19 protein-coding genes and 2 pseudogenes are annotated in these 19,343 nt (G+C 73.7%); 15 read left to right on the plus strand and 6 right to left on the minus strand.

Going from position 1 to position 19,343, the window contains the following annotated elements; genetic code table 11:
• Nucleotides 1–14 precede the first annotated feature (14 nt).
• Both ACFWR9_RS02645 and ACFWR9_RS02650 read right to left on the minus strand, forming a co-directional pair.
• Nucleotides 15–1,373 (minus strand): PH domain-containing protein, encoded by a 1,359-nt coding sequence (locus ACFWR9_RS02645; RefSeq protein WP_383834362.1) that lies wholly within the window; start codon nucleotides 1,371–1,373, stop codon nucleotides 15–17.
• Nucleotides 1,370–1,891, minus strand: a complete 522-nt coding sequence (locus tag ACFWR9_RS02650; protein WP_383834365.1) for a PH domain-containing protein — start codon at nucleotides 1,889–1,891, stop codon at nucleotides 1,370–1,372. Before ACFWR9_RS02650 ends, ACFWR9_RS02645 begins: the two co-directional genes overlap by 4 nt.
• Nucleotides 1,892–1,922: 31 nt before the next feature.
• Between ACFWR9_RS02650 and ACFWR9_RS02655 the strand changes: the two genes are divergently transcribed.
• Entirely contained in the window at nucleotides 1,923–3,074 is a 1,152-nt protein-coding gene (locus tag ACFWR9_RS02655; RefSeq protein WP_383834368.1) for an NADH-quinone oxidoreductase subunit D, read from the plus strand.
• On the opposite strand, the gene ACFWR9_RS02660 is transcribed toward ACFWR9_RS02655, so the two are convergent.
• On the minus strand, nucleotides 3,039–4,127 hold the full coding sequence (locus ACFWR9_RS02660) for an SAM-dependent methyltransferase (RefSeq protein WP_383834371.1): 1,089 nt from the start codon (nucleotides 4,125–4,127) through the stop codon (nucleotides 3,039–3,041). The genes ACFWR9_RS02655 and ACFWR9_RS02660 overlap by 36 nt on opposite strands.
• 118 nt (nucleotides 4,128–4,245) lie before the next feature.
• On the opposite strand from ACFWR9_RS02660, the gene ACFWR9_RS02665 reads away from it, so the two are divergent.
• From ACFWR9_RS02665 to ACFWR9_RS02675, 3 genes and pseudogenes are all read left to right on the plus strand, one after another.
• Nucleotides 4,246–5,451, plus strand: coding sequence for a sensor histidine kinase (locus tag ACFWR9_RS02665; RefSeq protein ID WP_383834374.1), 1,206 nt, complete (start codon nucleotides 4,246–4,248; stop codon nucleotides 5,449–5,451).
• Nucleotides 5,452–5,504: 53 nt separating this feature from the next.
• Nucleotides 5,505–6,179, plus strand: coding sequence for a response regulator (locus ACFWR9_RS02670; protein WP_383834377.1), 675 nt, complete (start codon nucleotides 5,505–5,507; stop codon nucleotides 6,177–6,179).
• Nucleotides 6,180–6,219: 40 nt separating this feature from the next.
• Nucleotides 6,220–6,878, plus strand: a pseudogene (locus tag ACFWR9_RS02675) (ATP-binding protein).
• A gap of 47 nt (nucleotides 6,879–6,925) precedes the next feature.
• On the opposite strand, the gene ACFWR9_RS02680 reads toward ACFWR9_RS02675, so the two are convergent.
• Nucleotides 6,926–8,032 carry a DUF5937 family protein gene (locus ACFWR9_RS02680; protein WP_383834379.1) on the minus strand — a complete coding sequence of 369 codons (1,107 nt, stop codon included), beginning with the start codon at nucleotides 8,030–8,032 and terminating at the stop codon, nucleotides 6,926–6,928.
• 177 nt (nucleotides 8,033–8,209) lie between these two features.
• On the opposite strand from ACFWR9_RS02680, the gene ACFWR9_RS02685 reads away from it, so the two are divergent.
• Nucleotides 8,210–8,425, plus strand: a complete 216-nt coding sequence (locus tag ACFWR9_RS02685) for a hypothetical protein (RefSeq protein ID WP_383834382.1) — start codon at nucleotides 8,210–8,212, stop codon at nucleotides 8,423–8,425.
• A 13-nt stretch (nucleotides 8,426–8,438) separates the two neighbouring features.
• Here the strand turns inward: ACFWR9_RS02685 and ACFWR9_RS02690 are convergent, their stop codons facing one another.
• On the minus strand, nucleotides 8,439–9,623 hold the full coding sequence (locus ACFWR9_RS02690) for a threonine aldolase family protein (RefSeq protein ID WP_383834385.1): 1,185 nt from the start codon (nucleotides 9,621–9,623) through the stop codon (nucleotides 8,439–8,441).
• Nucleotides 9,624–9,783: 160 nt separating this feature from the next.
• Between ACFWR9_RS02690 and ACFWR9_RS02695 the strand changes: the two are divergent.
• The 10 genes and pseudogenes from ACFWR9_RS02695 to ACFWR9_RS02740 all read left to right on the plus strand — a co-directional run.
• A pseudogene (locus ACFWR9_RS02695) lies at nucleotides 9,784–10,707 on the plus strand (Rossmann-like and DUF2520 domain-containing protein); the annotation flags it as partial.
• A gap of 443 nt (nucleotides 10,708–11,150) precedes the next feature.
• On the plus strand, nucleotides 11,151–12,152 hold the full coding sequence (gene panC / locus ACFWR9_RS02700; protein ID WP_383834388.1) for a pantoate--beta-alanine ligase: 1,002 nt from the start codon (nucleotides 11,151–11,153) through the stop codon (nucleotides 12,150–12,152).
• Complete coding sequence (locus tag ACFWR9_RS02705) at nucleotides 12,149–13,882, plus strand: L-aspartate oxidase (protein WP_383834391.1); 1,734 nt, start codon at nucleotides 12,149–12,151, stop codon at nucleotides 13,880–13,882. The genes panC and ACFWR9_RS02705 overlap by 4 nt, the downstream gene beginning before the upstream one ends.
• 5 nt (nucleotides 13,883–13,887) lie before the next feature.
• Nucleotides 13,888–14,868 (plus strand): carboxylating nicotinate-nucleotide diphosphorylase, encoded by a 981-nt coding sequence (gene nadC / locus ACFWR9_RS02710; RefSeq protein WP_383834394.1) that lies wholly within the window; start codon nucleotides 13,888–13,890, stop codon nucleotides 14,866–14,868.
• A gap of 4 nt (nucleotides 14,869–14,872) precedes the next feature.
• The gene (locus ACFWR9_RS02715; RefSeq protein ID WP_383834397.1) at nucleotides 14,873–15,670 is read left to right on the plus strand and encodes a type III pantothenate kinase; all 798 of its coding nucleotides are present in this window, start codon (nucleotides 14,873–14,875) and stop codon (nucleotides 15,668–15,670) included.
• Nucleotides 15,671–15,806: 136 nt separating this feature from the next.
• Entirely contained in the window at nucleotides 15,807–16,442 is a 636-nt protein-coding gene (locus tag ACFWR9_RS02720) for a hypothetical protein (protein ID WP_383834400.1), read from the plus strand.
• 23 nt (nucleotides 16,443–16,465) lie between these two features.
• Nucleotides 16,466–16,645 carry a hypothetical protein gene (locus ACFWR9_RS02725; RefSeq protein WP_234959492.1) on the plus strand — a complete coding sequence of 60 codons (180 nt, stop codon included), beginning with the start codon at nucleotides 16,466–16,468 and terminating at the stop codon, nucleotides 16,643–16,645.
• A gap of 134 nt (nucleotides 16,646–16,779) precedes the next feature.
• The gene (locus ACFWR9_RS02730) at nucleotides 16,780–17,178 is read left to right on the plus strand and encodes a BlaI/MecI/CopY family transcriptional regulator (protein ID WP_383834553.1); all 399 of its coding nucleotides are present in this window, start codon (nucleotides 16,780–16,782) and stop codon (nucleotides 17,176–17,178) included.
• A 9-nt stretch (nucleotides 17,179–17,187) separates the two neighbouring features.
• Nucleotides 17,188–17,697 (plus strand): amino-acid N-acetyltransferase, encoded by a 510-nt coding sequence (locus ACFWR9_RS02735; protein ID WP_114528640.1) that lies wholly within the window; start codon nucleotides 17,188–17,190, stop codon nucleotides 17,695–17,697.
• A gap of 205 nt (nucleotides 17,698–17,902) precedes the next feature.
• Nucleotides 17,903–18,238 (plus strand): Lsr2 family protein, encoded by a 336-nt coding sequence (locus ACFWR9_RS02740; protein WP_383834403.1) that lies wholly within the window; start codon nucleotides 17,903–17,905, stop codon nucleotides 18,236–18,238.
• Between the two features lie 43 nt (nucleotides 18,239–18,281).
• On the opposite strand, the gene ACFWR9_RS02745 is transcribed toward ACFWR9_RS02740, so the two are convergent.
• Entirely contained in the window at nucleotides 18,282–18,743 is a 462-nt protein-coding gene (locus ACFWR9_RS02745; RefSeq protein WP_383834406.1) for an SCO3374 family protein, read from the minus strand.
• Nucleotides 18,744–19,343 lie beyond the last annotated feature (600 nt).

Here is a 19,343-nt window from a genome sequence, read left to right on the forward strand (position 1 = left end):
TCTGGCAGGGGTTCTCAGGCCATCCAGCGGTCCGGTGGCGCGTCCCGGCGCCCGGTCCGGGACCGTTCCGCCTGGCTGTCCAGCAGCCGCGCCGCCTCGTCGGCGTCCCACAGCCGCGCGGTCACCGTCTTGTTCGCCCCCGTGTCCACCCGTACGTCCGCCAGCCGCAGCGCCCGCTGCCAGGGCCCCTGGGTGAGGCGGACGCTCTGCACCTTGGCGTGCGGCACCAGCGCCAGGCTGCGACGCAGCAGTCCGTACCGGGCGGCGAAGACCGCGTCGGTCACGGCGAGGCCGTAGCCGCGCCACCACAGCGGCCTGCACCGCGCCGCGCGCCCCGGCGGACGCGACAGGTCCCGCGCCGCCGGCACGGTCACCCCGGGCAGCACCCGCGCGACGACCGACTCGGCGATCTCGCGCGGGGCGACCGGCAGCAGGACGGAGTTCGACGAGCCGGCCACGTCCAGCTCCACCCGCACCCAGCGGCGCCGCCGCCACAGCAGCGGCTCCACGATCCGCACGGTCTGCACCCTGCCCGGCGGCACCGTCTCGTGGGCGCGGTCCAGCAGACCGTGGTCGATGCGGAGCCCGTCCGGGGACTCGGCCACGGTCCAGTCGTACTCCCCGACGAACCGGCCCGCGCTGCTCGCGCCCGCGGCGCCAACGAGGGGGATGGCGGTCGCCAGTACCGTCCACAGGTTGTGGGTGGCCAGCCACAGCAGCGTCGGTACGACCACGGCGGCGAGCAGCGTGCCCCAGGTCGCGCCGGTGAGCAGCAGCGAGACGGCCAGCACACCGGGCGGCACGCGCAGCAGCTGCCGGGCGGGGGCCTCGCCGACCTCGCGCGCGGTCTCGGGCGCGAAGCCCGCCGCGCGTGCGAGCAGCTCGGCCCGTAGCGCTCGTGCGTCGCCGGCGCCCAGGAAGGCCAGTTCGTCCTTCTTGCCGGTGCCTATGACGTCGAGTTTGAGCTTGGCGACCCCCGCGACCCGGGCCAGCAGCGGCTGGGTGACGTCGATGGCCTGGATGCGTTCGAGGCGGATGTGCGCGGTACGGCGGAACAGCAGCCCGGTGCGGATGCGCAGCTCCGTGTCGGTCACCGCGTAGTGGGTGAACCACCAGGTCAGGAAGCCGTAGAGGCCGGCGGCCGGGATCAGCACGGCGAGGCCGATGAGCAGGTGGGTCGTGGTCAGCCGGGTCAGCTGGCGCTGCGCCTGGTCGGGGTCGTGCACCGCCCAGCCGACGAGCACGGCGACCGGCGCCCACGCGCGGCGCAGCGGCGTGACGGGGTGCAGGCGGCGCTCGGTGACGCCGTCCGCCGGCGAGGGCGGGCCGTGCTCGGTGGCCTGGGTGCCGCCGCCGGCCCCGGGCGTGGTCACAGCCCCGCCGATCGGGCCTCGCCCAGCTCGGTGAGCCGGTCGCGCAGGCGTTCCGCCTCGGCCGGGTCGAGGCCGGGGATGGTCGCGTCGGTCGCGGCGGCGGCCGTGTGCAGTTGCACGCTGGCCAGGCCGAAGTGCCGCTCGACGGGGCCGGACGTCACCTCGACCAGCTGCATCCGGCCGTACGGCACCACGGTCTCCTCCCACCACAGCACGCCCCGGCTGATCAGCAGGTCGTCGGCGCGTTCGGCGTACCGCCAGGAGCGCCAGTTGCGCTCCAGCATCACCCAGCCCCAGGCCAGCAGAGCCAGCGGCGGCAGGGCCAGGGCCGCCCACAGGGGACCGAGGAACAGGCCGGGCAGCACCCCTGCGGCGAGCGTCAGCAGCCCCAGCCACACCACCAGCAACAGCCGCCTCATACGCAGCAGTCCCGGCGGCAGGCCGGTCCACACCGGCTCGTCCCGCACCGCGCCAGTCGCCCCCGCCGTGCCCGCGTCGTCAGGGCTCCCCGTCTCCATGAGGCCAGCGTACGTAGGGGAGACTGTGTTCATGACTCCTACGACGGAGACCATGGTCGGGATCGGCGGCGCCGCGGAGAGCACCGACATGGTGCTCAACATCGGGCCCCAGCATCCCTCCACGCACGGCGTGCTGCGGCTCAGGCTCGTCCTGGACGGCGAGCGCATCACCAGCGCCGAGCCCGTGATCGGCTACATGCACCGCGGCGCGGAGAAGCTGTTCGAGGCCCGTGACTACCGGCAGATCATCGTGCTCGCCAACCGCCACGACTGGCTGTCGGCGTTCTCCAACGAACTGGGCGTCGTCCTCGCCGTGGAGCGGATGCTCGGCATGGAGGTCCCCACGCGCGCGGTGTGGACGCGGACGCTGCTCGCGGAGCTGAACCGGGTGCTCAACCACCTGATGTTCCTGGGGTCGTATCCGCTGGAGCTGGGCGGGATCACCCCGGTCTTCTACGCCTTCCGGGAGCGGGAGGTCCTCCAGAACGTCATGGAGGAGGTCTCCGGCGGGCGCATGCACTACATGTTCAACCGCGTCGGCGGCCTCAAGGAGGACCTGCCGGCGGGCTGGACCGGCCGCGCGCGTGCCGCCGTCGCCGCCGTGCGCCCGCGCATGGACGTCTTCGACGACCTGGTGCTCGGCAACGAGATCTTCCGCGGGCGCACGCGCGGGGTGGGCGCGCTGACGCCCGAGGCCGTGCACGGCTACGGCGTCAGCGGCCCGATCGCGCGCGCCTCCGGCGTCGACTTCGACCTGCGCCGCGACGAGCCGTACCTCGCCTACGGCGAACTCCAGGACACCCTCAAGGTCGTCACCCGCACCGAGGGGGACTGCCTCGCCCGCTTCGAGGTCCTCCTGGAGCAGACGCACAACGCCCTCGACCTCGCCGACGCCTGCCTGGACCGCCTGGCCCAGCTGGAGCCCGGGCCGGTCAACCAGCGGCTCCCCAAGGTGCTGAAGGCGCCCGAGGGCCACACGTACGCCTGGACCGAGAACCCGCTCGGCATCAACGGCTACTACCTCGTCAGCAAGGGCGAGAAGACGCCGTACCGGCTGAAGCTGCGTTCGGCGTCGTTCAACAACATCCAGGCGCTGACCGAGCTGCTGCCCGGCACGCTGGTCGCGGACATGGTGGCGATCCTCGGGTCACTGTTCTTCGTCGTCGGCGACATCGACAAGTAGCGCGGCGGCGTCCACGGCGCCCACCGGCTGGAGCAGCCACCCGAAGTCACCGAGACCGCCCGGCGCGAGCAGTTCGGCGGCCTGCGAGGCGCCGGCGAGGGCGCGCACGTACGCCGCCGGGTCGGTGGAGGCCAGCGCGAGCGGGGGGCGTAGGCCCGTGAGGCCGAGGGCGCGCAGGGCCTCGCGCTGGGGGCGCGTGAGGGCATCCGGGGGCGTGTGCCCCGGAGCGCACCTCGCGGCGTGGGCCGACGCGCACGCGTCCAGCGCGACATGCGCGGTGATGTCGCACGACCCGTCCGGCACCGGCCGCGTCTCCCGCCCCGCCCGAAAGCCGGTGAGCGTCCCGAACGGCGGCCGGGAGTCCACGGTGTGCGCGTAGTCGGCGGCCACCGCGAGCCCCGCGTCCAGCGACGCGACGGCCGACGCCCAGGCGGTGTCCCGGGGCAGCCCGATCTCGGCCCGCAGCCCCTCCTCGCCGGGCAGCGGCCACCACCGCGCCAGCCACGCGGCCTCCGCCCCGGCCACCGGATCGCCGAGCCGCTCCGTCCCGTCGCCGCGGACCAGCACCCGCCGCGCCATGCCCGCGGCGTCCACCTCCGCCACCTCCACCGGCACGTTGTCCAGCCACTCGTTGGCGAACAGCAGCCCGGTGACGCCGCGCGGCGGCTCGGCGAGCCACTCGATCCGGTGGTCAAGACCCTCGGGACGCCCCGCGACCTCGACGGCGTACGCGCGCGTGCGGGCCGACACGGCGGCGGGCAGCGCGGCCAGCACGCCGGAGACCAGTTCGCCCCGTCCGGCCGCCATGTCCACGAAGGCCAGTGAGGCGGGCCGGCCCAGGGCCGCGTCGACCCGGCACAGCAGCCGGGCCACCGCCCCGGCGAAGAGCGGCGACGCGTGGACGGACGTTCGGAAGTGCCCGGCCGGACCCTCCGGACCGGCCCGGTAGAACCCCGCGGGCCCGTACAGGGCCTCCTGTGTGGCCTCCCTCCAGCCCCGCCACTCGTCCTGTGCCTCTGGAACCTCTTCGGCCCCTGTCGTCCCTGCTGTCACAAGCCCAGGCTAGGGGCACAGGAGAGCGGGGCCTCCACCTTGCGGAGTATGCGCGGCGGATGCGGATCGACCCTCCGGTTGACCCCTGCACCTATTCCGCTTCCCTACGCTGGGTTACGTGCAGCGCCTCTACGACTTCCTCCGCCGACACCCGACCGGGGTCGACTCCTTCTGGGCCCTCGTCGTGCTCGGGATCTCCCTGGTGTCCGTGTCGGGTCCGGGGACGTCGGACGAGGGCACACACCTCCTGGCGCTGATCGTCCCCTTCGCCGTCCTGCTGAGCGTCGTGATCGCGCTGCGCCAGCGGATGCCGGAGAAGATGCTGCTGCTCGCCGTCGCCCTCGGCGTGGGGCAGCTGGCGCTGGACGTCTCCACGATGCCGTCCGACTTCGCCTTCCTGGTGATCGTCTACACGGTCGCCGCGACCGGCGCCCGCTGGGCCTCCCGCACCGCGCTGGCCGTGGGCCTGTGTGCGGCGCCCTTCGCCCAGCTGCGCTGGGCCGACGGCGAGCTGGGGATAGGGAGCAACATCGCCATAACGGTTTTCCAGGCGGTGCCCTTCGCCCTCGCCTGGGTGCTCGGCGACTCCATCCGCACCCGCCGCGCCTACTTCGCGCAGCTGGAGGAGCGGGCCGCCCGGCTGGAAAAGGAGCGCGAGGCACAGGCCAAGGTCGCCGTCGCCGCCGAACGCGCCCGGATCGCACGCGAGCTGCACGACGTCGTCGCGCACAACGTGTCCGTCATGGTGGTCCAGGCCGACGGTGCCGCCTACGTCCTGGACGCGGCCCCCGACCAGGCGAAGAAGGCCCTGGAGACCATCTCCTCCACCGGCCGCCAGGCGCTCGCGGAGATGCGCCGCCTGCTCGGCGTGCTGCGCACCGGCGAGCACCAGGAGGCCGGCGAGTACGTCCCGCAGCCCGACGTCCAGCAGATCGAGGACCTCGTCGAGCACTGCCGCACCTCCGGGCTGCCCGTCGACTTCAAGGTCGAGGGCACCCCACGGCAACTGCCCAGCGGCGTCGAGCTGACCGCGTACCGCATCGTGCAGGAGGCGCTGACCAACACGCGCAAGCACGGCGGGCCCAACGCCGGCGCGAGCGTGCGCCTGGTCTACTTCGACGACGGACTCGGACTGCTCATCGAGGACGACGGCAAGGGCGCCCCGCACGAGCTGTACGAGGAGGGCGGCTTCGACGGCCAGGGCCACGGTCTGATCGGCATGCGTGAGCGGATCGGCATGGTCGGCGGCACCCTGGACGCGGGACCGCGCCCGGGCGGAGGATTCCGCGTCAGTGCGCTGCTGCCGCTGAAACCCGCACACTGACAACCGCCCCCGCACGTACGTACCGCGTTGACACCTGTAAGGAAGAGGCCCCGATGGCGATCCGCGTAATGCTCGTCGACGACCAGGTGCTGCTGCGCACCGGGTTCCGGATGGTGCTGGCGGCCCAGCCGGACATGGAGGTCGTCGCGGAGGCGGGCGACGGCGTCGAGGCCCTCCAGGTGCTGCGCTCGACCGCCGTGGACGTCGTCCTCATGGACGTCCGGATGCCCAAGCTCGACGGCGTCGAGACCACCGCCCGGATCTGCGTGGACCCCGACGCGCCGAAGGTGCTGATACTGACCACCTTCGACCTCGACGAGTACGCCTTCTCGGCGCTGAAGGCGGGCGCCTCCGGCTTCATGCTCAAGGACGTGCCGCCCGGCGAACTGCTCGCCGCCATCCGCTCCGTGCACAGCGGTGACGCGGTCGTCGCCCCCTCCACCACCCGCCGGCTCCTGGACCGTTTCGCGCCGATGCTGCCGGCCACCGGCCAGGAGCCCCGGCACAAGGAGCTCCAGCGGCTCACCGACCGGGAGCGCGAGGTCATGATGCTGGTCGCGCAGGGCATGTCCAACGGGGAGATCGCGGCGCGGCTCGTGCTGTCGGAGGCGACCGTGAAGACGCACGTGGGCCGCATCCTGACCAAGCTGAACCTGCGCGACCGGGTGCAGGTGGTGGTGCTGGCCTACGAGACGGGGCTGGTGCGGGCGGGTGGGGGACTGGGCTGACAGGGCTCCGCCGGCGCCCCCGCGTCGGTAGGGTCTGGGCATGCTCCTGTGGATCAACGGCCCCTTCGGGGGCGGCGATCCGTCCAGTCGCTGCCCGCGCACGAGATACGGCGGCGGCTCCCCGGCAGCGTCGTCTGCGACCCCGAGCACGCGGGCTTCGGGCTGCGCCGCATGCTGCCGCCCGAACTGCGGGGTGACTTCCAGGATTTGGTCTCCTGGCGGCAGGGCGTCGTCGAGGTCCTGGACCTGGCCCTCACCAAGCACGACGGGGTGGTGATCGCGCCGATGACGGTCACCGACTCCGGGTACTTCGCCGAGACCGTCGGCCGCCTGGGCGAACTCGGGCACGACGTACGCCACTTCGCCCTCCTCGCCGAACGCGAGACCGTGCTGCGGCGGCTGCGCGAGCGCGGTCTTGGCCACCTCCTCGGGTACGTCAAGTACGTCGGGTACGCCCGCGGGAAGCGTCCCGGGCCGCGTCGCGACAGCTGGGCCGAGGGACAGCTCGACCACTGTCTGGAGCGGCTGGCCGAGCCGGAGTTCGCCGAGCACCTGTGGACGGACCACACGACCGTCCCGAAGACCGCCGACCGGATCGCCGTACTGGCGGGACTCACCCTGCGGCCCAACAACGAGGGCGCGCTGCGCACCCGGATCAGGCAGGCGGGCGTCGGGATCCGGCACATCCGGACCGACTGACCGGCAGCGCGCGCACCACCCGCGCACCCGCTGGGGCGGGCGCGGCGCTACCGGAGTATCCCCTCCAGGAAGTCGCTGCCCAGCCGGGCCACCACCGTCACGTCCAGCTGGTGCAGCACGTACCGGCCGCGGCGGCGGGTGGTGATCAGCCCCGCCTTCTTCAGCACGCCCAGGTGCCGGGATATCTCGGGGGCCGTCATGCCGTGCACCTGCGCCAGCTCGCCGGTGGTGTACTCGCTGCGGGCCAGATACCGGCAGATCCGCATCCGGACCGGGTGGGACAGCGCGGTCATCCGCAGCGTGAGCTGCTCGACCGAGGGCGGCGAGGCCATCTCCGGGGAGCCGACCGGGTAGTGCAGCACCGGCTGCCAGCCGTGCCGGTGCAGGACCATCAGATGCGGCCAGCCCAGGCTGGTCGGGACGAGCAGCAGACCGCCGTCCGCCGTCGCGGAGCGGCCGTCGCCCAGCTTGTCGACGGTGATCCGCGCGGCGCCCTCGTCCAGCGTCACCGCCGGGGAGACGGCGGCCAGCGCCTCGGCAAGGCCCTTGCGGCGCAGCAGGTCCGTCTTGTGCCGGGCGTCCGCCGCGAGCTGGTGGCGCAGCCGGGACCAGGCCTCCGCGAAGAACGCCTCGTCGCAGTCGTGCGCGAACTGGCGCAGCCAGCCCCGGATCCGCGGCGGGTCGACCAGCAGCCGCTCGCTGAAACGCAGCTGCTGCGGGCCGCGCGCGGCGGCCAGGTCCAGGGCGCGCCGGCGCACCTCGGCGTCGGCGAGCGCGGAGATCCCGCCGGTGCTGTACGGCAGCGCGCAGGTGAACTCCAGGGCCGCGTCCACGAACTGCTCGTCGGAGAGCTTGTCCAGCAGGTCGAGGTCCTCGGCGAGGGTGGCGCCGGGTAGCGTGCTGCGGCCGGGCACCCCGGCGAACGGCATGAAGAGGTCCGAGAAGGTCGTCCGCCACAGGAAGTCCGCCTCGCACATCCGGTCGGCCAGATGCGAGTCGAGCCGGGCCGTCACGCCCGTCGCCCAGCCCTGCAGTCCGGGATGGTGCCCCGGCTCGGACAGCGCGTGCAGCGCCATGCCCAGCTCGGCCAGGGGTGAGGGCACGACGGCGACCCTCTCCGGCCGCAGCCCCGCGATGTCGATGCGCACGCTCATGCCCCCATGGTGCACGCCGCCACTGACAACGCCGCCGCCGATCGACCGCCGTCGTCAATCGACGCGACGGCGGGGCCGGACCGGAAGCAGGCTGGGGTCACGGGGGCAGCCGTGGAGCCCTTTCCCACTTCCCACCGCTACGTTCTCCGATACGTCTCCTGGAGCAGGCGATCCGCCATGAGCATCACGCAGCAGTACCTCCTCGACACCTACCGCGCCCGGCAGCTCGGCGAGCCCGCCCCGCCCGCGCCCGGCACCCACGACCGGCAGGTCGTGCGGGAGTGGCACGAGCGCCGACGGTTCCGGGCCGTGCTCGCCGGCCGCCCGGCCCGCGGCCGCCTGCGGTGCGCTCTGCGCGGGTGGTGGTCCCGGCGGCCGCGCGCCCTGGGCTGACCCGGGCCGCCGCTCAGTCCTCCAGCCCGGCCACGAAGCCCGCGACCGCCGTCCGCACGTCGTCGGCCGTCCACTCCAGGCCGGCCGCCCCCACGCCGACCTCCGCGACCGAGATCCCCGGCCCGGCGGGGTCCCAGGGCCCGGCGAACAGCAGGACGCCGGTCTCCTCGCCCTGCCGGAGCGCGGCCTCGCCCAGGACTTCGGCGTCGTACGGCAGCCAGACCCGGAACTCGTGGGTGTGCGGCACCTCGGGCTGCACGCGCGCCCACGGGACGCCGGCCGCCGCGAACCCCTCGCGCAGCGCGGCGGCCACCACGCGCGCGTGCACGACCTGTCCGGGCAGTCGCGGCAGCGTCCGCTCCAGCCCCGCCAGCGCCGACAGGGCGGTGGGGAACTGCTGGAACAGGTTGCCGCCGTAGCGGTGCCGCCAGGCCCGGGCCTCCTCCACCAGCGTGCGCGGACCGGCGAGCGCGGCGCCGCCGAAGCCGCCGAGCGACTTGTAGAACGACACGTAGACGCTGTCCGCGAGGCCCGCGATCTCCGCCAGGGGCCGGCCGAAGTGCACGGTGGTCTCCCACAGGCGGGCGCCGTCGAAGTGGACCACCGCGTCCCGCTCCCGCGCCGCCGCGACGACCTCGGTCAGCTCCTCCCAGGTGGGCAGCACGTAACCGGCGTCCCTCAGGGGCAGCTCCAGCATCAGCGCCCCGAAGGGCTCCTCGAAGTCACGCACCTCCGCCGCGGTCGGCAGCCGGGGCTCACTGGTCACCCGTACCGGTCGCAGCCCACTGACCCGGCTGAACGCGTTCCGCTCGTGCACCTCGGGGTGGCTGAGCCCGTGCAGGGCCACTGTGGGGTCGCCGGTGCGGCCGGCCCAGCAGCGCAGGGCCACCTGCTGGGCCATCGTGCCCGTCGGGAAGAAGACGGCGGCCTCAAGGCCGAGCAGCAGCGCGGTCCGCTCCTCCAGGGCCTCGACGACGCCGTTGCCGTACATGTCGACGGGCTCGTCCAGGTCGTAGAGGTCCTGGACGTCGTCGAGCAGTGCCAGCCGTTCGCGGACGGTCCACAGGTAGCCGGGGCGGTCCAGCACCCGGCGGGCGGCCCGGTGGACGGCGAGCCGCCGCTCCCGCGTCCGCCGGTCCCGCTCCACCGGGGGCACCTGCCCGGCCGGCCCGCCACTCTGCTCCACCGTGTCAGTCATGCGGGGATCATGCCGGGCGGCACCGCGCGGGGGCCATCTGGTTTCCGGCGGCGCAACCCACAGCCTGTGGACAACCGAACGCCCCTGTAACCAATCGCGTTAACATGACGAGAAATCGTCCGGTACCCCGAGCGGACTGGAACGGGAAGGCCGTCGTCGCGTGAACACAACCCCACCGCCAGACCCCAAGGACCGCCCCGCGCGGCTCACCGTAGGCGTTGTCGGCGCCGGCCGCGTGGGCCCCGCGCTGGCCGCGTCCCTCCAGCTCGCCGGGCACCGCCCGGTGGCCGTCTCCGGGGTCTCCGACGCCTCCAGGCGGCGCGCCGCCGCGCTCCTGCCCGACGTGCCGCTCATGGCGCCCGCCGAGGTCCTGCAGCGCGCCGAACTGGTCCTGCTGACCGTCCCCGACGACGCCCTGCCCGGCCTGGTGACCGGCCTCGCCGAGACCGGGGCCGTGCGGCCGGGCCAGCTGCTGGTGCACACCTCCGGACGGTACGGCGCGCGGGTCCTGGACCCCGCGCTGCGGGCCGGCGCCCTGCCGCTGGCCCTGCACCCGGCGATGACCTTCACCGGCACCCCCGTGGACGTCCAGCGCCTGGCGGGCTGCTCCTTCGGCGTCACCGCTCCCGAGGAGCTGCGGCTGGCCGCCGAGGCCCTGGTCATCGAGATGGGCGGCGAGCCGGAGTGGATCGCCGAGGACAGGCGCCCGCTCTACCACGCGGCGCTCGCCCTGGGAGCCAACCACCTGATCACCCTGGTCGCCCAGTCCATGGAGCTGCTGCGCACGGCCGGCGTGGCCGCCCCCGACCGGATGCTCGGCCCCCTGCTGGGCGCCTCCCTCGACAACGCCCTGCGCTCCGGTGACGCGGCCCTCACCGGCCCCGTCGCGCGCGGGGACGCGGGCACGGTCGCCGCGCACATCGTGGAGCTGCGCGAGCACGCCCCGCAGGCCGTGGCCGGCTACCTGGCGATGGCACGCGCGACCGCCGACCGCGCGCTGGCCCACGGGCTGCTGAAGGCCGAACTCGCCGAGGACCTGCTCGGGGTACTCGCCGAAGGAAGGCCGGGCCCCACCGGCCCGGCGGGACCGACCGGCCCCACCGGCCCGGCGGGACCGACCGGCACGACCGGCCCTGCGGGACCGACCGGCCCTGCGGGACCGACCGGCCCCGACCGCTCCGAGGGACCCAGCGGCTCCGACCGCTCCGAGGGACCGACCGGCTCCGACGGCCCCGAGGGACCGACCGGCTCCGACGGCTCCGAGGGACCGACCGGCTCCGACGGCCGCGAGGGACCCAGCGGCTCCGAGGGACCCAGCGGCTCCGAGGGACCCAGCGGCTCCGACGGCCGCGAGGGACCCACCGGCCCCGAGGGACCCACCGGCCCTGACCGCCCCGCAGGACCCTCCGGCCCCGGCGGCCCGGCAGGACCGACCGGCCCCGCAGGACCCTCCGGCCCCGGCGGCCCGGCAGGACCGACCGGCCCCGCAGGCCCCGCAGGCCCCACCGGCCCCGAGGGAGACGCCCGATGACCACCACCCCGACCGTCCTGCTGCGCACCGCCGACGAACTCCACGCGCGTGTGCGGGGCGGCCGCCGGGCCGTCGTGATGACCATGGGCGCCCTGCACGAGGGCCACGCCACCCTGATCCGCACGGCGCGCGACCTGGCCGGCCCGGACGGCGAGGTCGTGGCCACCGTCTTCGTCAACCCGCTCCAGTTCGGCGCCGGCGAGGACCTGGACCGCTACCCCCGCACCCTGGACGCCGACCTGGAGATCGCCGCGCGGGCGGGCGCGGACGCCGTCTTCGCCCCCGCCGCCGACGAGGTCTACCCCGGCGGCGAACCCCAGGTGCGCGTCACCGCCGGCCCCATGGGCGAACGCCTGGAGGGCGCCTCCCGCCCCGGCCACTTCGACGGCATGCTCACCGTCGTCGCCAAGCTGCTCCACCTCACCCGCCCGGACCTCGCCCTCTACGGCCAGAAGGACGCCCAGCAGCTCGCGCTGATCCGCCGCATGGTCCGCGACCTCAACTTCGGCGTGGAGATCATCGGCGTCCCCACGGTGCGCGAGGAGGACGGCCTGGCCCTGTCCAGCCGCAACCGCTACCTCTCGGCCCCCGAGCGCCGCACGGCCCTCGCGCTCTCCCAGGCGCTCTTCGCGGGCCTGGACCGGCACGCCGCCCAGGAGGCGCTGTGCGCGCGTGCCCGCGAGGTCCCGGCCACCCAGGCCCGCGCCGAGGCCCTCAGCGCCCTGGGCGAGTCCCGCGCGGCGGCCGACGCCCACGCCGTCGCCACGTCCGCCCCGCGCAGCGCCACGGCCGTCCGGGCCGCCGCCCGCCTGATCCTGGAGGACGCAGCCCGCGCCACCCCGCCACTGGAGCTGGACTACCTCGCCCTGGTCGACCCGGCCGACTTCGCCGAGATCGGCGACGACCACACCGGCGAGGCCGTCCTCGCCGTCGCCGCCCGGGTCGGCGCGACCCGGCTGATCGACAACGTCCCCCTCACCTTCGGAGCCGCCTCGTGACCAGCACAGGCATACGACTGCACGCCCCCGCGCCCGGCTGGGCCATTGACGCGGACGTGGTGGTCGTCGGCTCCGGCGTGGCGGGCCTCACCGCGGCCCTGCGCTGCGAGGCCGCGGGACTGCGCACGGTGGTGGTCACCAAGGCCCGCCTCGACGACGGCTCCACGCGCTGGGCGCAGGGCGGCATCGCCGCGGCCCTCGGCGAGGGCGACACACCCGAGCAGCACCTGGACGACACCCTGGTCGCCGGGGCGGGCCTGTGCGACGAGGAGGCGGTCCGCATCCTGGTCACCGAGGGCCCCGACGCCGTACGCCGCCTCATCGAGACCGGCGCGCACTTCGACGAGTCCACCGAGGGCGGCCTGGCCCTCACCCGGGAGGGCGGCCACCACCGCCGCCGCATCGCGCACGCCGGCGGCGACGCCACCGGCGCGGAGATCTCCCGAGCCCTGGTGGAGGCGGTACGCGCGCGCGGCGTCCGCACCGTCGAGAACGCCCTCGTCCTCGACCTCCTCACGAACGCCCAGGGCCGGACCGCGGGCGTAACCCTGCACGTCATGGGAGAGGGCCAGCACGACGGCGTCGGGGCGGTCCACGCCCCCGCCGTCGTCCTCGCCACCGGCGGCATGGGCCAGGTCTTCTCGGCGACGACGAACCCGTCCGTCTCCACGGGCGACGGCGTCGCGCTCGCCCTCCGCGCGGGCGCCGAGGTGAGCGACCTCGAATTCGTCCAGTTCCACCCCACGGTCCTCTTCCTCGGCCCGGACGCCGAGGGCCAGCAGCCCCTGGTCTCGGAGGCGGTACGCGGCGAGGGCGCCCACCTGGTGGACGCGGACGGCGCGCGCTTCATGGTGGGGCAGCACGAACTCGCGGAACTCGCCCCGCGGGACATCGTCGCCAAGGGAATCACGCGCCGCATGCAGGAGCGCGACGCCCAACACATGTACCTGGACGCGCGCCACTTCGGCAGGGCGATGTGGGAGCAGCGCTTCCCCACGATCCTCGCCGCCTGCCGCGCGCACGGCATCGACCCGGTCACCGAGCCGATCCCGGTCGCCCCGGCCGCCCACTACGCCTCCGGAGGCGTCCGCACCGACGCCGCGGGCCGCACCACGGTCCCCGGCCTCTACGCGTGCGGCGAGGTCGCCTGCACCGGCGTGCACGGCGCCAACCGCCTCGCCTCCAACTCCCTCCTCGAAGGGCTGGTCTACGCCGAACGCATCGCGGCCGACATCGCGGCGAGCCACGCGGACGACGTCCTCCACGCGCGTGTGCCCGCCTCGCTCCCGCACCCCGCCCACCCGGCGCACCCCCTCCTCCCGCCGGAGTCCCGCCTCACCATCCAGCGGATCATGACCGAGGGCGCGGGCGTGCTGCGCTCGGCGGGCTCCCTCACGCGGGCCGCCGACCGGCTGCACCACCTCCACACCGAGGCCCGCGAGGCCCTGCGGGACAACGGCAAGACGTCCGAGCCCGGCGTCGACACCTGGGAGGCCACCAACCTCATGTGCGTGGCCCGCGTCCTGGTGGCCGCCGCGGCCCGGCGCGAGGAGACGCGTGGCTGCCACTGGCGGGAGGACCACGCGGACCGCGACGACACCGCCTGGCGCCGCCACATCGTCGTACGCCTGAACCCCGACCGCACTCTCGCCGTGCACACCACGGACACGCCAGAATTCCCCCCGACCGTCCACGGCCGCAGGCCGACGCAGCGTCCCCAGGAGCAGTGAGAGCAGTGAACACCCCCGACCTTCCCCTCGCGTCTTCCGGAGGCTGCGGCGACGGCTGCGCCTGCGGCGCGGAAACCGACGAAGAGGCGTACCTGGAGTGCGGCCTCGACCCCGCCCTCGCGGCGCTCCTGCTGGACTCCGGACTCGATCCGGTGGAGGTCGAGGACATCGCGAACCTCGCCGTCCAGGAGGACCTGGCGGGCGGCGTGGACGTGACGACGGTCGCGACCATCCCCGAGGAGGCCGTGGCCACCGCCGACTTCACCGCGCGGGAGGCGGGCACGGTGGCGGGCCTCAGGGTCGCCGAGGCGGTCCTCTCGGTCGTCTGCACGGACGAGTTCGAGGTGGAACGCCACGTCGAGGACGGCGACCGCGTGGAGCCCGGCCAGAAGCTCCTCTCCGTCACCACCCGAACCCGCGACATCCTCACCGCCGAACGCAGCGCGCTGAACCTCCTGTGCCGCATGTCGGGCATCGCGACGGCCACGCGCGCGTGGGCGGACGCCCTGGAGGGCACGAAGGCAAAGGTCCGCGACACCCGCAAGACGACGCCCGGCCTGCGCGGCCTCGAAAAGTTCGCCGTCCGCTGCGGCGGCGGCGTCAACCACCGCATGTCCCTGTCGGACGCGGCCCTGGTCAAGGACAACCACGTCGTGGCCGCCGGCGGCGTCGCGCAGGCCTTCCAGGCCGTCCGCGAACGCTTCCCCGAGGTCCCCATCGAGGTCGAGGTCGACACCCTGCACCAGCTCCGCGAGGTGCTGGACGCGGGCGCCGACCTGATCCTCCTGGACAACTTCACCCCGTCCGAGTGCGAGGAGGCGGTCGCCCTGGTGGCCGGCCGAGCGGCCCTGGAGGCGTCCGGCCGCCTGACCCTCACCAACGCCAAGGCGTACGCGGACACGGGCGTCGACTACCTGGCCGTGGGCGCCCTCACCCACAGCTCCCCGATCCTGGACATCGGCCTGGACCTGCGAGCGGCGGAGTAGGGCCATGCTGCTGACGATCGACGTAGGCAACACGCACACCGTCCTGGGCCTCTTCGACGGCGAGGACATCGTCGAGCACTGGCGCATCTCCACGGACTCGCGCCGCACGGCCGACGAGCTGGCGGTCCTCCTCCAGGGCCTGATGGGCATGCACCCGCTCCTCGGCGACGAGCTGGGCGACGGCATCGACGGCATCGCCATCTGCGCGACGGTCCCCTCGGTCCTGCACGAACTGCGCGAGGTCACCCGCCGCTACTACGGCGACGTCCCCGCGGTCCTGGTCGAACCGGGCGTCAAGACCGGCGTCCCCATCCTCACCGACCACCCCAAGGAGGTCGGCGCCGACCGCATCATCAACGCCGTCGCGGCCGTCGAGCTCTACGGCGGCCCGGCGATCGTCGTGGACTTCGGCACGGCGACGACGTTCGACGCGGTCAGCGCGCGCGGGGAGTACGTCGGCGGGGTCATCGCCCCCGGCATCGAGATCTCGGTCGAGGCGCTCGGCGTCAAGGGCGCCCAGCTCCGCAAGATCGAGGTGGCCCGGCCGCGCAGTGTGATCGGCAAGAACACGGTGGAGGCGATGCAGTCGGGCATCGTCTACGGCTTCGCCGGCCAGGTGGACGGCGTCGTCAACCGCATGGCCCGCGAGCTGGCCGACGACCCCGAGGACGTCACGGTCATCGCGACGGGCGGACTGGCCCCGATGGTCCTGGGCGAATCCTCGGTCATCGACGAACACGAGCCCTGGCTGACCCTGATCGGCCTCCGCCTGGTGTACGAACGCAACGTGTCCCGCATGTAGGGCCTGGCACCCCGCGTCCACACGTTGCCCGGCGTGGGCGCGGGGGTGGGTAACGTGACCCGGCGCCGGCCGGTTGCCGCCGCGCCGCACCCGCCCCCTATGCCGAGTTTGTCTGATTAGCGCGTATCGTCACCGCATGCCCACGCCCTACGGAACCCGCGGCGGCATGGCGTTCGGTGCTCAGGAGCTGTGTGTGCTCCGGCGCGCTCTCGCCCTTGCCCTGAACCCCAGTCCCGTCTCGGCGGAGGAGGCCCAGGACTGCCTCCGCCTCGCAGAGTCGCTCGACGAGGCGATGCGGGAGAGCGCCCGGCTACGCGCCTTCCTGGTGGCCGACCTCGCCCGGTACCGCGCCGCCCTCCCCGGCACCGCCACCGGCTACCTCGCACTCCTGGACGAGGCCCTGGGCGCCGGCCACCGCCCCCACGCGGACGACCTCGCCGCCCTCGGCGCCCTGCGCGGCAACCCCACCGCGGCCGCGCTGCTGACCCGCTGCGCACCCGCCGCACCCCCCACCGCCCCCACCGTCAGGCTCCCCACCGCCCCCACCGTCAGGCTCCCCGCCGCCCGCACCCACCTCCACGCCCTCCCCGGCGGCCAGCAGCCCGACAAGCAGCCTGCCCAGAAGCCCGCCCAGAAGCCGGCCACCCGCCCGGCCCCCGCTCCCACCCCCGCCACCCCCAAGCGCCCCGTCCCGACCCCCGGCGAGGTCTTCCCCCGCCGCAAGCCGGCCCCGCCCACCCCCGGCTCACGGCACCACCTCGCGGCCGGCTGACACCCCCTGGCTACCCTGGGTCCATGGACTACGTCTCCGCGCTCCTGCCCCCTGCCGTCATGGCCGTGTTCTTCATCGGCTTGATCCGGGTGATCGTGAAGACCCAGGGCGGCGCCAACAAGGCCAAGGAGGACGCGGCCGTGGACGCCGCCCTCGCCCGGGCGGAGGGCGCCCGGCAGCAGTCCCCCCACGCCGAGGGCTGACCTCACCGGGCGTACGGCTCCCACGGGACCCACCGGAGCCGTACGCCCCTTCCGCGCCCGTTTGCCAGCAAAACCGCACGTCCGGCACGCGATCGGCCAGATCTCCCACTATCGTTCGGAGCGTGCCTCGCCCATTGGGAGAACTCGAAGACGCGGTCATGACGAGGGTGTGGAAGTGGAACCGCCCCGTGACCGTTCGAGAAGTCCTGGAAGACCTCCAACAGGAACGGTCCATCGCGTACACCACCGTGATGACCGTTTTGGACAATCTCCATCAGAAGGGCTGGGTCCGCCGCGAGTCGGAAGGCCGGGCCTATCGATATGAGGCGGTCTCCACCCGCGCCGCCTACGCCGCCGCGCTGATGAACGACGCGTGGTCGCAGAGCGACAACCCCGCCGCCGCCCTCATCGCCTTCTTCGGCATGATGAGCGAGGAACAGCGGCAGGCCCTCAGAGACGCCATCCGCATCGCGCAGGGACCGGAAACCCCCGCGCCGGGCCCCGGCTCGGTACCGGACGGCGGCGAGCGATAGCGTCCCCACATGCCAAATGCCATCACCGTCCGTCGGGCCCGTACCAGGGATGTCCCGGACGTACGCCGGCTCCTCGACGCGTACGTCCGCGACCGCATCCTGCTCGACAAAGCGATGGTGACGCTTTACGAGAGCATCCAGGAGTTCTGGGTCGCGGAACGGGACGACAACGCCGAGGTGGTCGGCTGCGGCGCCCTGCACGTGATGTGGGAAGACCTCGCGGAAGTGCGCACTCTCGCGGTGAAGCCGGGCCTGAAGGGCGCCGGCGTGGGACATCACCTGCTGGAGAAGTTGCTGGACACGGCGCGCTGGCTCGGTGTTCGCCGCGTTTTCTGTCTGACCTTCGAAGTGGACTTCTTCGTCAAGCACGGCTTCGTGGAGATCGGGGAGACGCCGGTCGACACCGATGTCTACGCGGAGCTGCTGCGTTCCTATGACGAGGGCGTTGCGGAGTTCCTCGGTCTCGAACGAGTGAAACCGAACACCTTGGGGAACAGCCGGATGCTTCTGCATCTGTGATCGCGGGAGAGGGCTAGGCCCTATGTCCGAAACGCGTATGTTTCCGGCCCGGAGGCGGGCTGCCGGTCTCCGCCGGGGGTTTGTGTTTTTCCGGCAAAAGCGGTTTGCTTTCCGGCGTAGTGCAGTACTGCATATAACAAGGGACGGCGATACGGCGGACGCCGACGGACCTCCGGCCCTCACGTTATCGATGAAAGGAAATCCGGTGGCACAGAAGGTTCAGGTCCTTCTTGTCGATGACCTCGACGGCGGCGAGGCAGACGAGACCGTGACGTTCGCACTCGACGGCAAGACGTACGAGATCGATCTCACCACCTCCAACGCGGACAAGCTCCGTGGTCTTCTCGACGCCTACGTCAAGGGTGGCCGCCGTACCGGAGGCCGTGCCTCGGGCGGTCGCGGCAAGGCGCGCGCCTCTTCCGGCGGCAGCCAGGACACCGCGGCGATCCGCGCCTGGGCGAAGGAGAACGGCTACGAGGTCAACGACCGCGGCCGTGTTCCCGCGATCATCCGCGAGGCGTACGAGAAGGCCAACGGCTGATCACCCGGCCCGCGACACCGCCCGCGTCACTGCCACGTCACCGTCACCGGCCGGCGCAGAGCCGGACCCGGTGGCACTGCGTGGCCAGTGTGCGGACGAGCCGTGCGAGATCCGGGGCGGTTCCGGTGCCCCCGAGCACCGACAGCGTCGGCAGCGAGGTCTCGACCTCGCACCCCGGCTCCGGGGGCCGCAGCCAGAAGGCGGCCCCCCGCAGCCCGTCACGGCCCGGCGCCGGCTCGGTGGCGGGCACGAGGGGCGCGTCGATGAGGCCGCCCGTGCCCACCGCGGTCAGATCGAGCGGCAGCGAGCCCCACTCCAGCCACTCCAGCAGCCCCGGCACCTCCTCCGCGCCGCCCGCCGCCACGAGCAGCAGCATCCGCTCGCCCCGGACGGCCACCGGGCCCGTCGGTCCGAGCCGCTCCAGCGCCGCGTGACCGGCCTCGGCCGGGACGTCCAGGACGTCGAAGCGGTCGCCCACGCGCAGCCGGGTTGGAACTCCGGGCACCGTCGGCCACCCGAGCACGCTCTCGTACCAGCCCCGCACCCGTTCCCACCGGAAGCCGCCCGCTTCGCGCGACCTGCGCGGCGGCGGCACGACGGCGGGAGCCGCGGGGACGGGAGGGACCGGAGGGACGGGAGGGACGGGAGGGACGGGAGGGACCGGAGGGACGACGGGTACCGGGGGCAGGGCGCCAACCATGCCAAGCGCAACAGTCGAAAGTGCGCCGTAGTTACGCTGGGTGCCGGGGTAAATGCGCAGAGTGCTGGGAATAGGGGGCGTGCGGGGGTGCGGGGAGGCGCAAGGTTGTTCGCCCGTAGCGGAGGGAACCGGTGCACGCGGCATGGAGTGTCAGTCCCAGCGGGTAAGACACCCCTAGTGGGAGGGGGTGACACGCAGCTCGGGCCGTCTCGCGTTCGCCATCGGCGTACTGGCGAGTGGGGTAAGTGCCTGGCCTGCGGGAACATCGTCTCGCACCATCGGGTTGTGGCAGATGTCGGCGTCAGGGGTCAGGAGGCCATCGACGGTGTCGGCAGTTGGAATGAGCGGTCCCCGCTTGCGGGACTAAGCTGCGGAAGGACAGGGAGGGGAAGTTCCCCTTACTGC

The organism is Streptomyces sp. NPDC058534 (assembly GCF_042717365.1).
GTDB lineage: Bacteria > Actinomycetota > Actinomycetes > Streptomycetales > Streptomycetaceae > Streptomyces.

Bases quoted from the DNA above. Each gene is read 5' to 3' on its own strand.
- ACFWR9_RS02650 (WP_383834365.1), bottom strand. From the start codon at position 1,891: ATGGAGACGGGGAGCCCTGACGACGCGGGCACGGCGGGGGCGACTGGC.
- ACFWR9_RS02685 (WP_383834382.1), top strand. From the start codon at position 8,210: ATGAGCATCACGCAGCAGTACCTCCTCGACACCTACCGCGCCCGGCAG.
- ACFWR9_RS02655 (WP_383834368.1), top strand. From the start codon at position 1,923: ATGACTCCTACGACGGAGACCATGGTCGGGATCGGCGGCGCCGCGGAG.
- ACFWR9_RS02725 (WP_234959492.1), top strand. From the start codon at position 16,466: ATGGACTACGTCTCCGCGCTCCTGCCCCCTGCCGTCATGGCCGTGTTC.
- ACFWR9_RS02735 (WP_114528640.1), top strand. From the start codon at position 17,188: ATGCCAAATGCCATCACCGTCCGTCGGGCCCGTACCAGGGATGTCCCG.
- ACFWR9_RS02715 (WP_383834397.1), top strand. From the start codon at position 14,873: ATGCTGCTGACGATCGACGTAGGCAACACGCACACCGTCCTGGGCCTC.
- ACFWR9_RS02720 (WP_383834400.1), top strand. From the start codon at position 15,807: ATGCCCACGCCCTACGGAACCCGCGGCGGCATGGCGTTCGGTGCTCAG.
- ACFWR9_RS02680 (WP_383834379.1), bottom strand. From the start codon at position 8,032: ATGAGCGTGCGCATCGACATCGCGGGGCTGCGGCCGGAGAGGGTCGCC.
- ACFWR9_RS02690 (WP_383834385.1), bottom strand. From the start codon at position 9,623: ATGACTGACACGGTGGAGCAGAGTGGCGGGCCGGCCGGGCAGGTGCCC.
- panC (WP_383834388.1), top strand. From the start codon at position 11,151: ATGACCACCACCCCGACCGTCCTGCTGCGCACCGCCGACGAACTCCAC.
- ACFWR9_RS02670 (WP_383834377.1), top strand. From the start codon at position 5,505: ATGGCGATCCGCGTAATGCTCGTCGACGACCAGGTGCTGCTGCGCACC.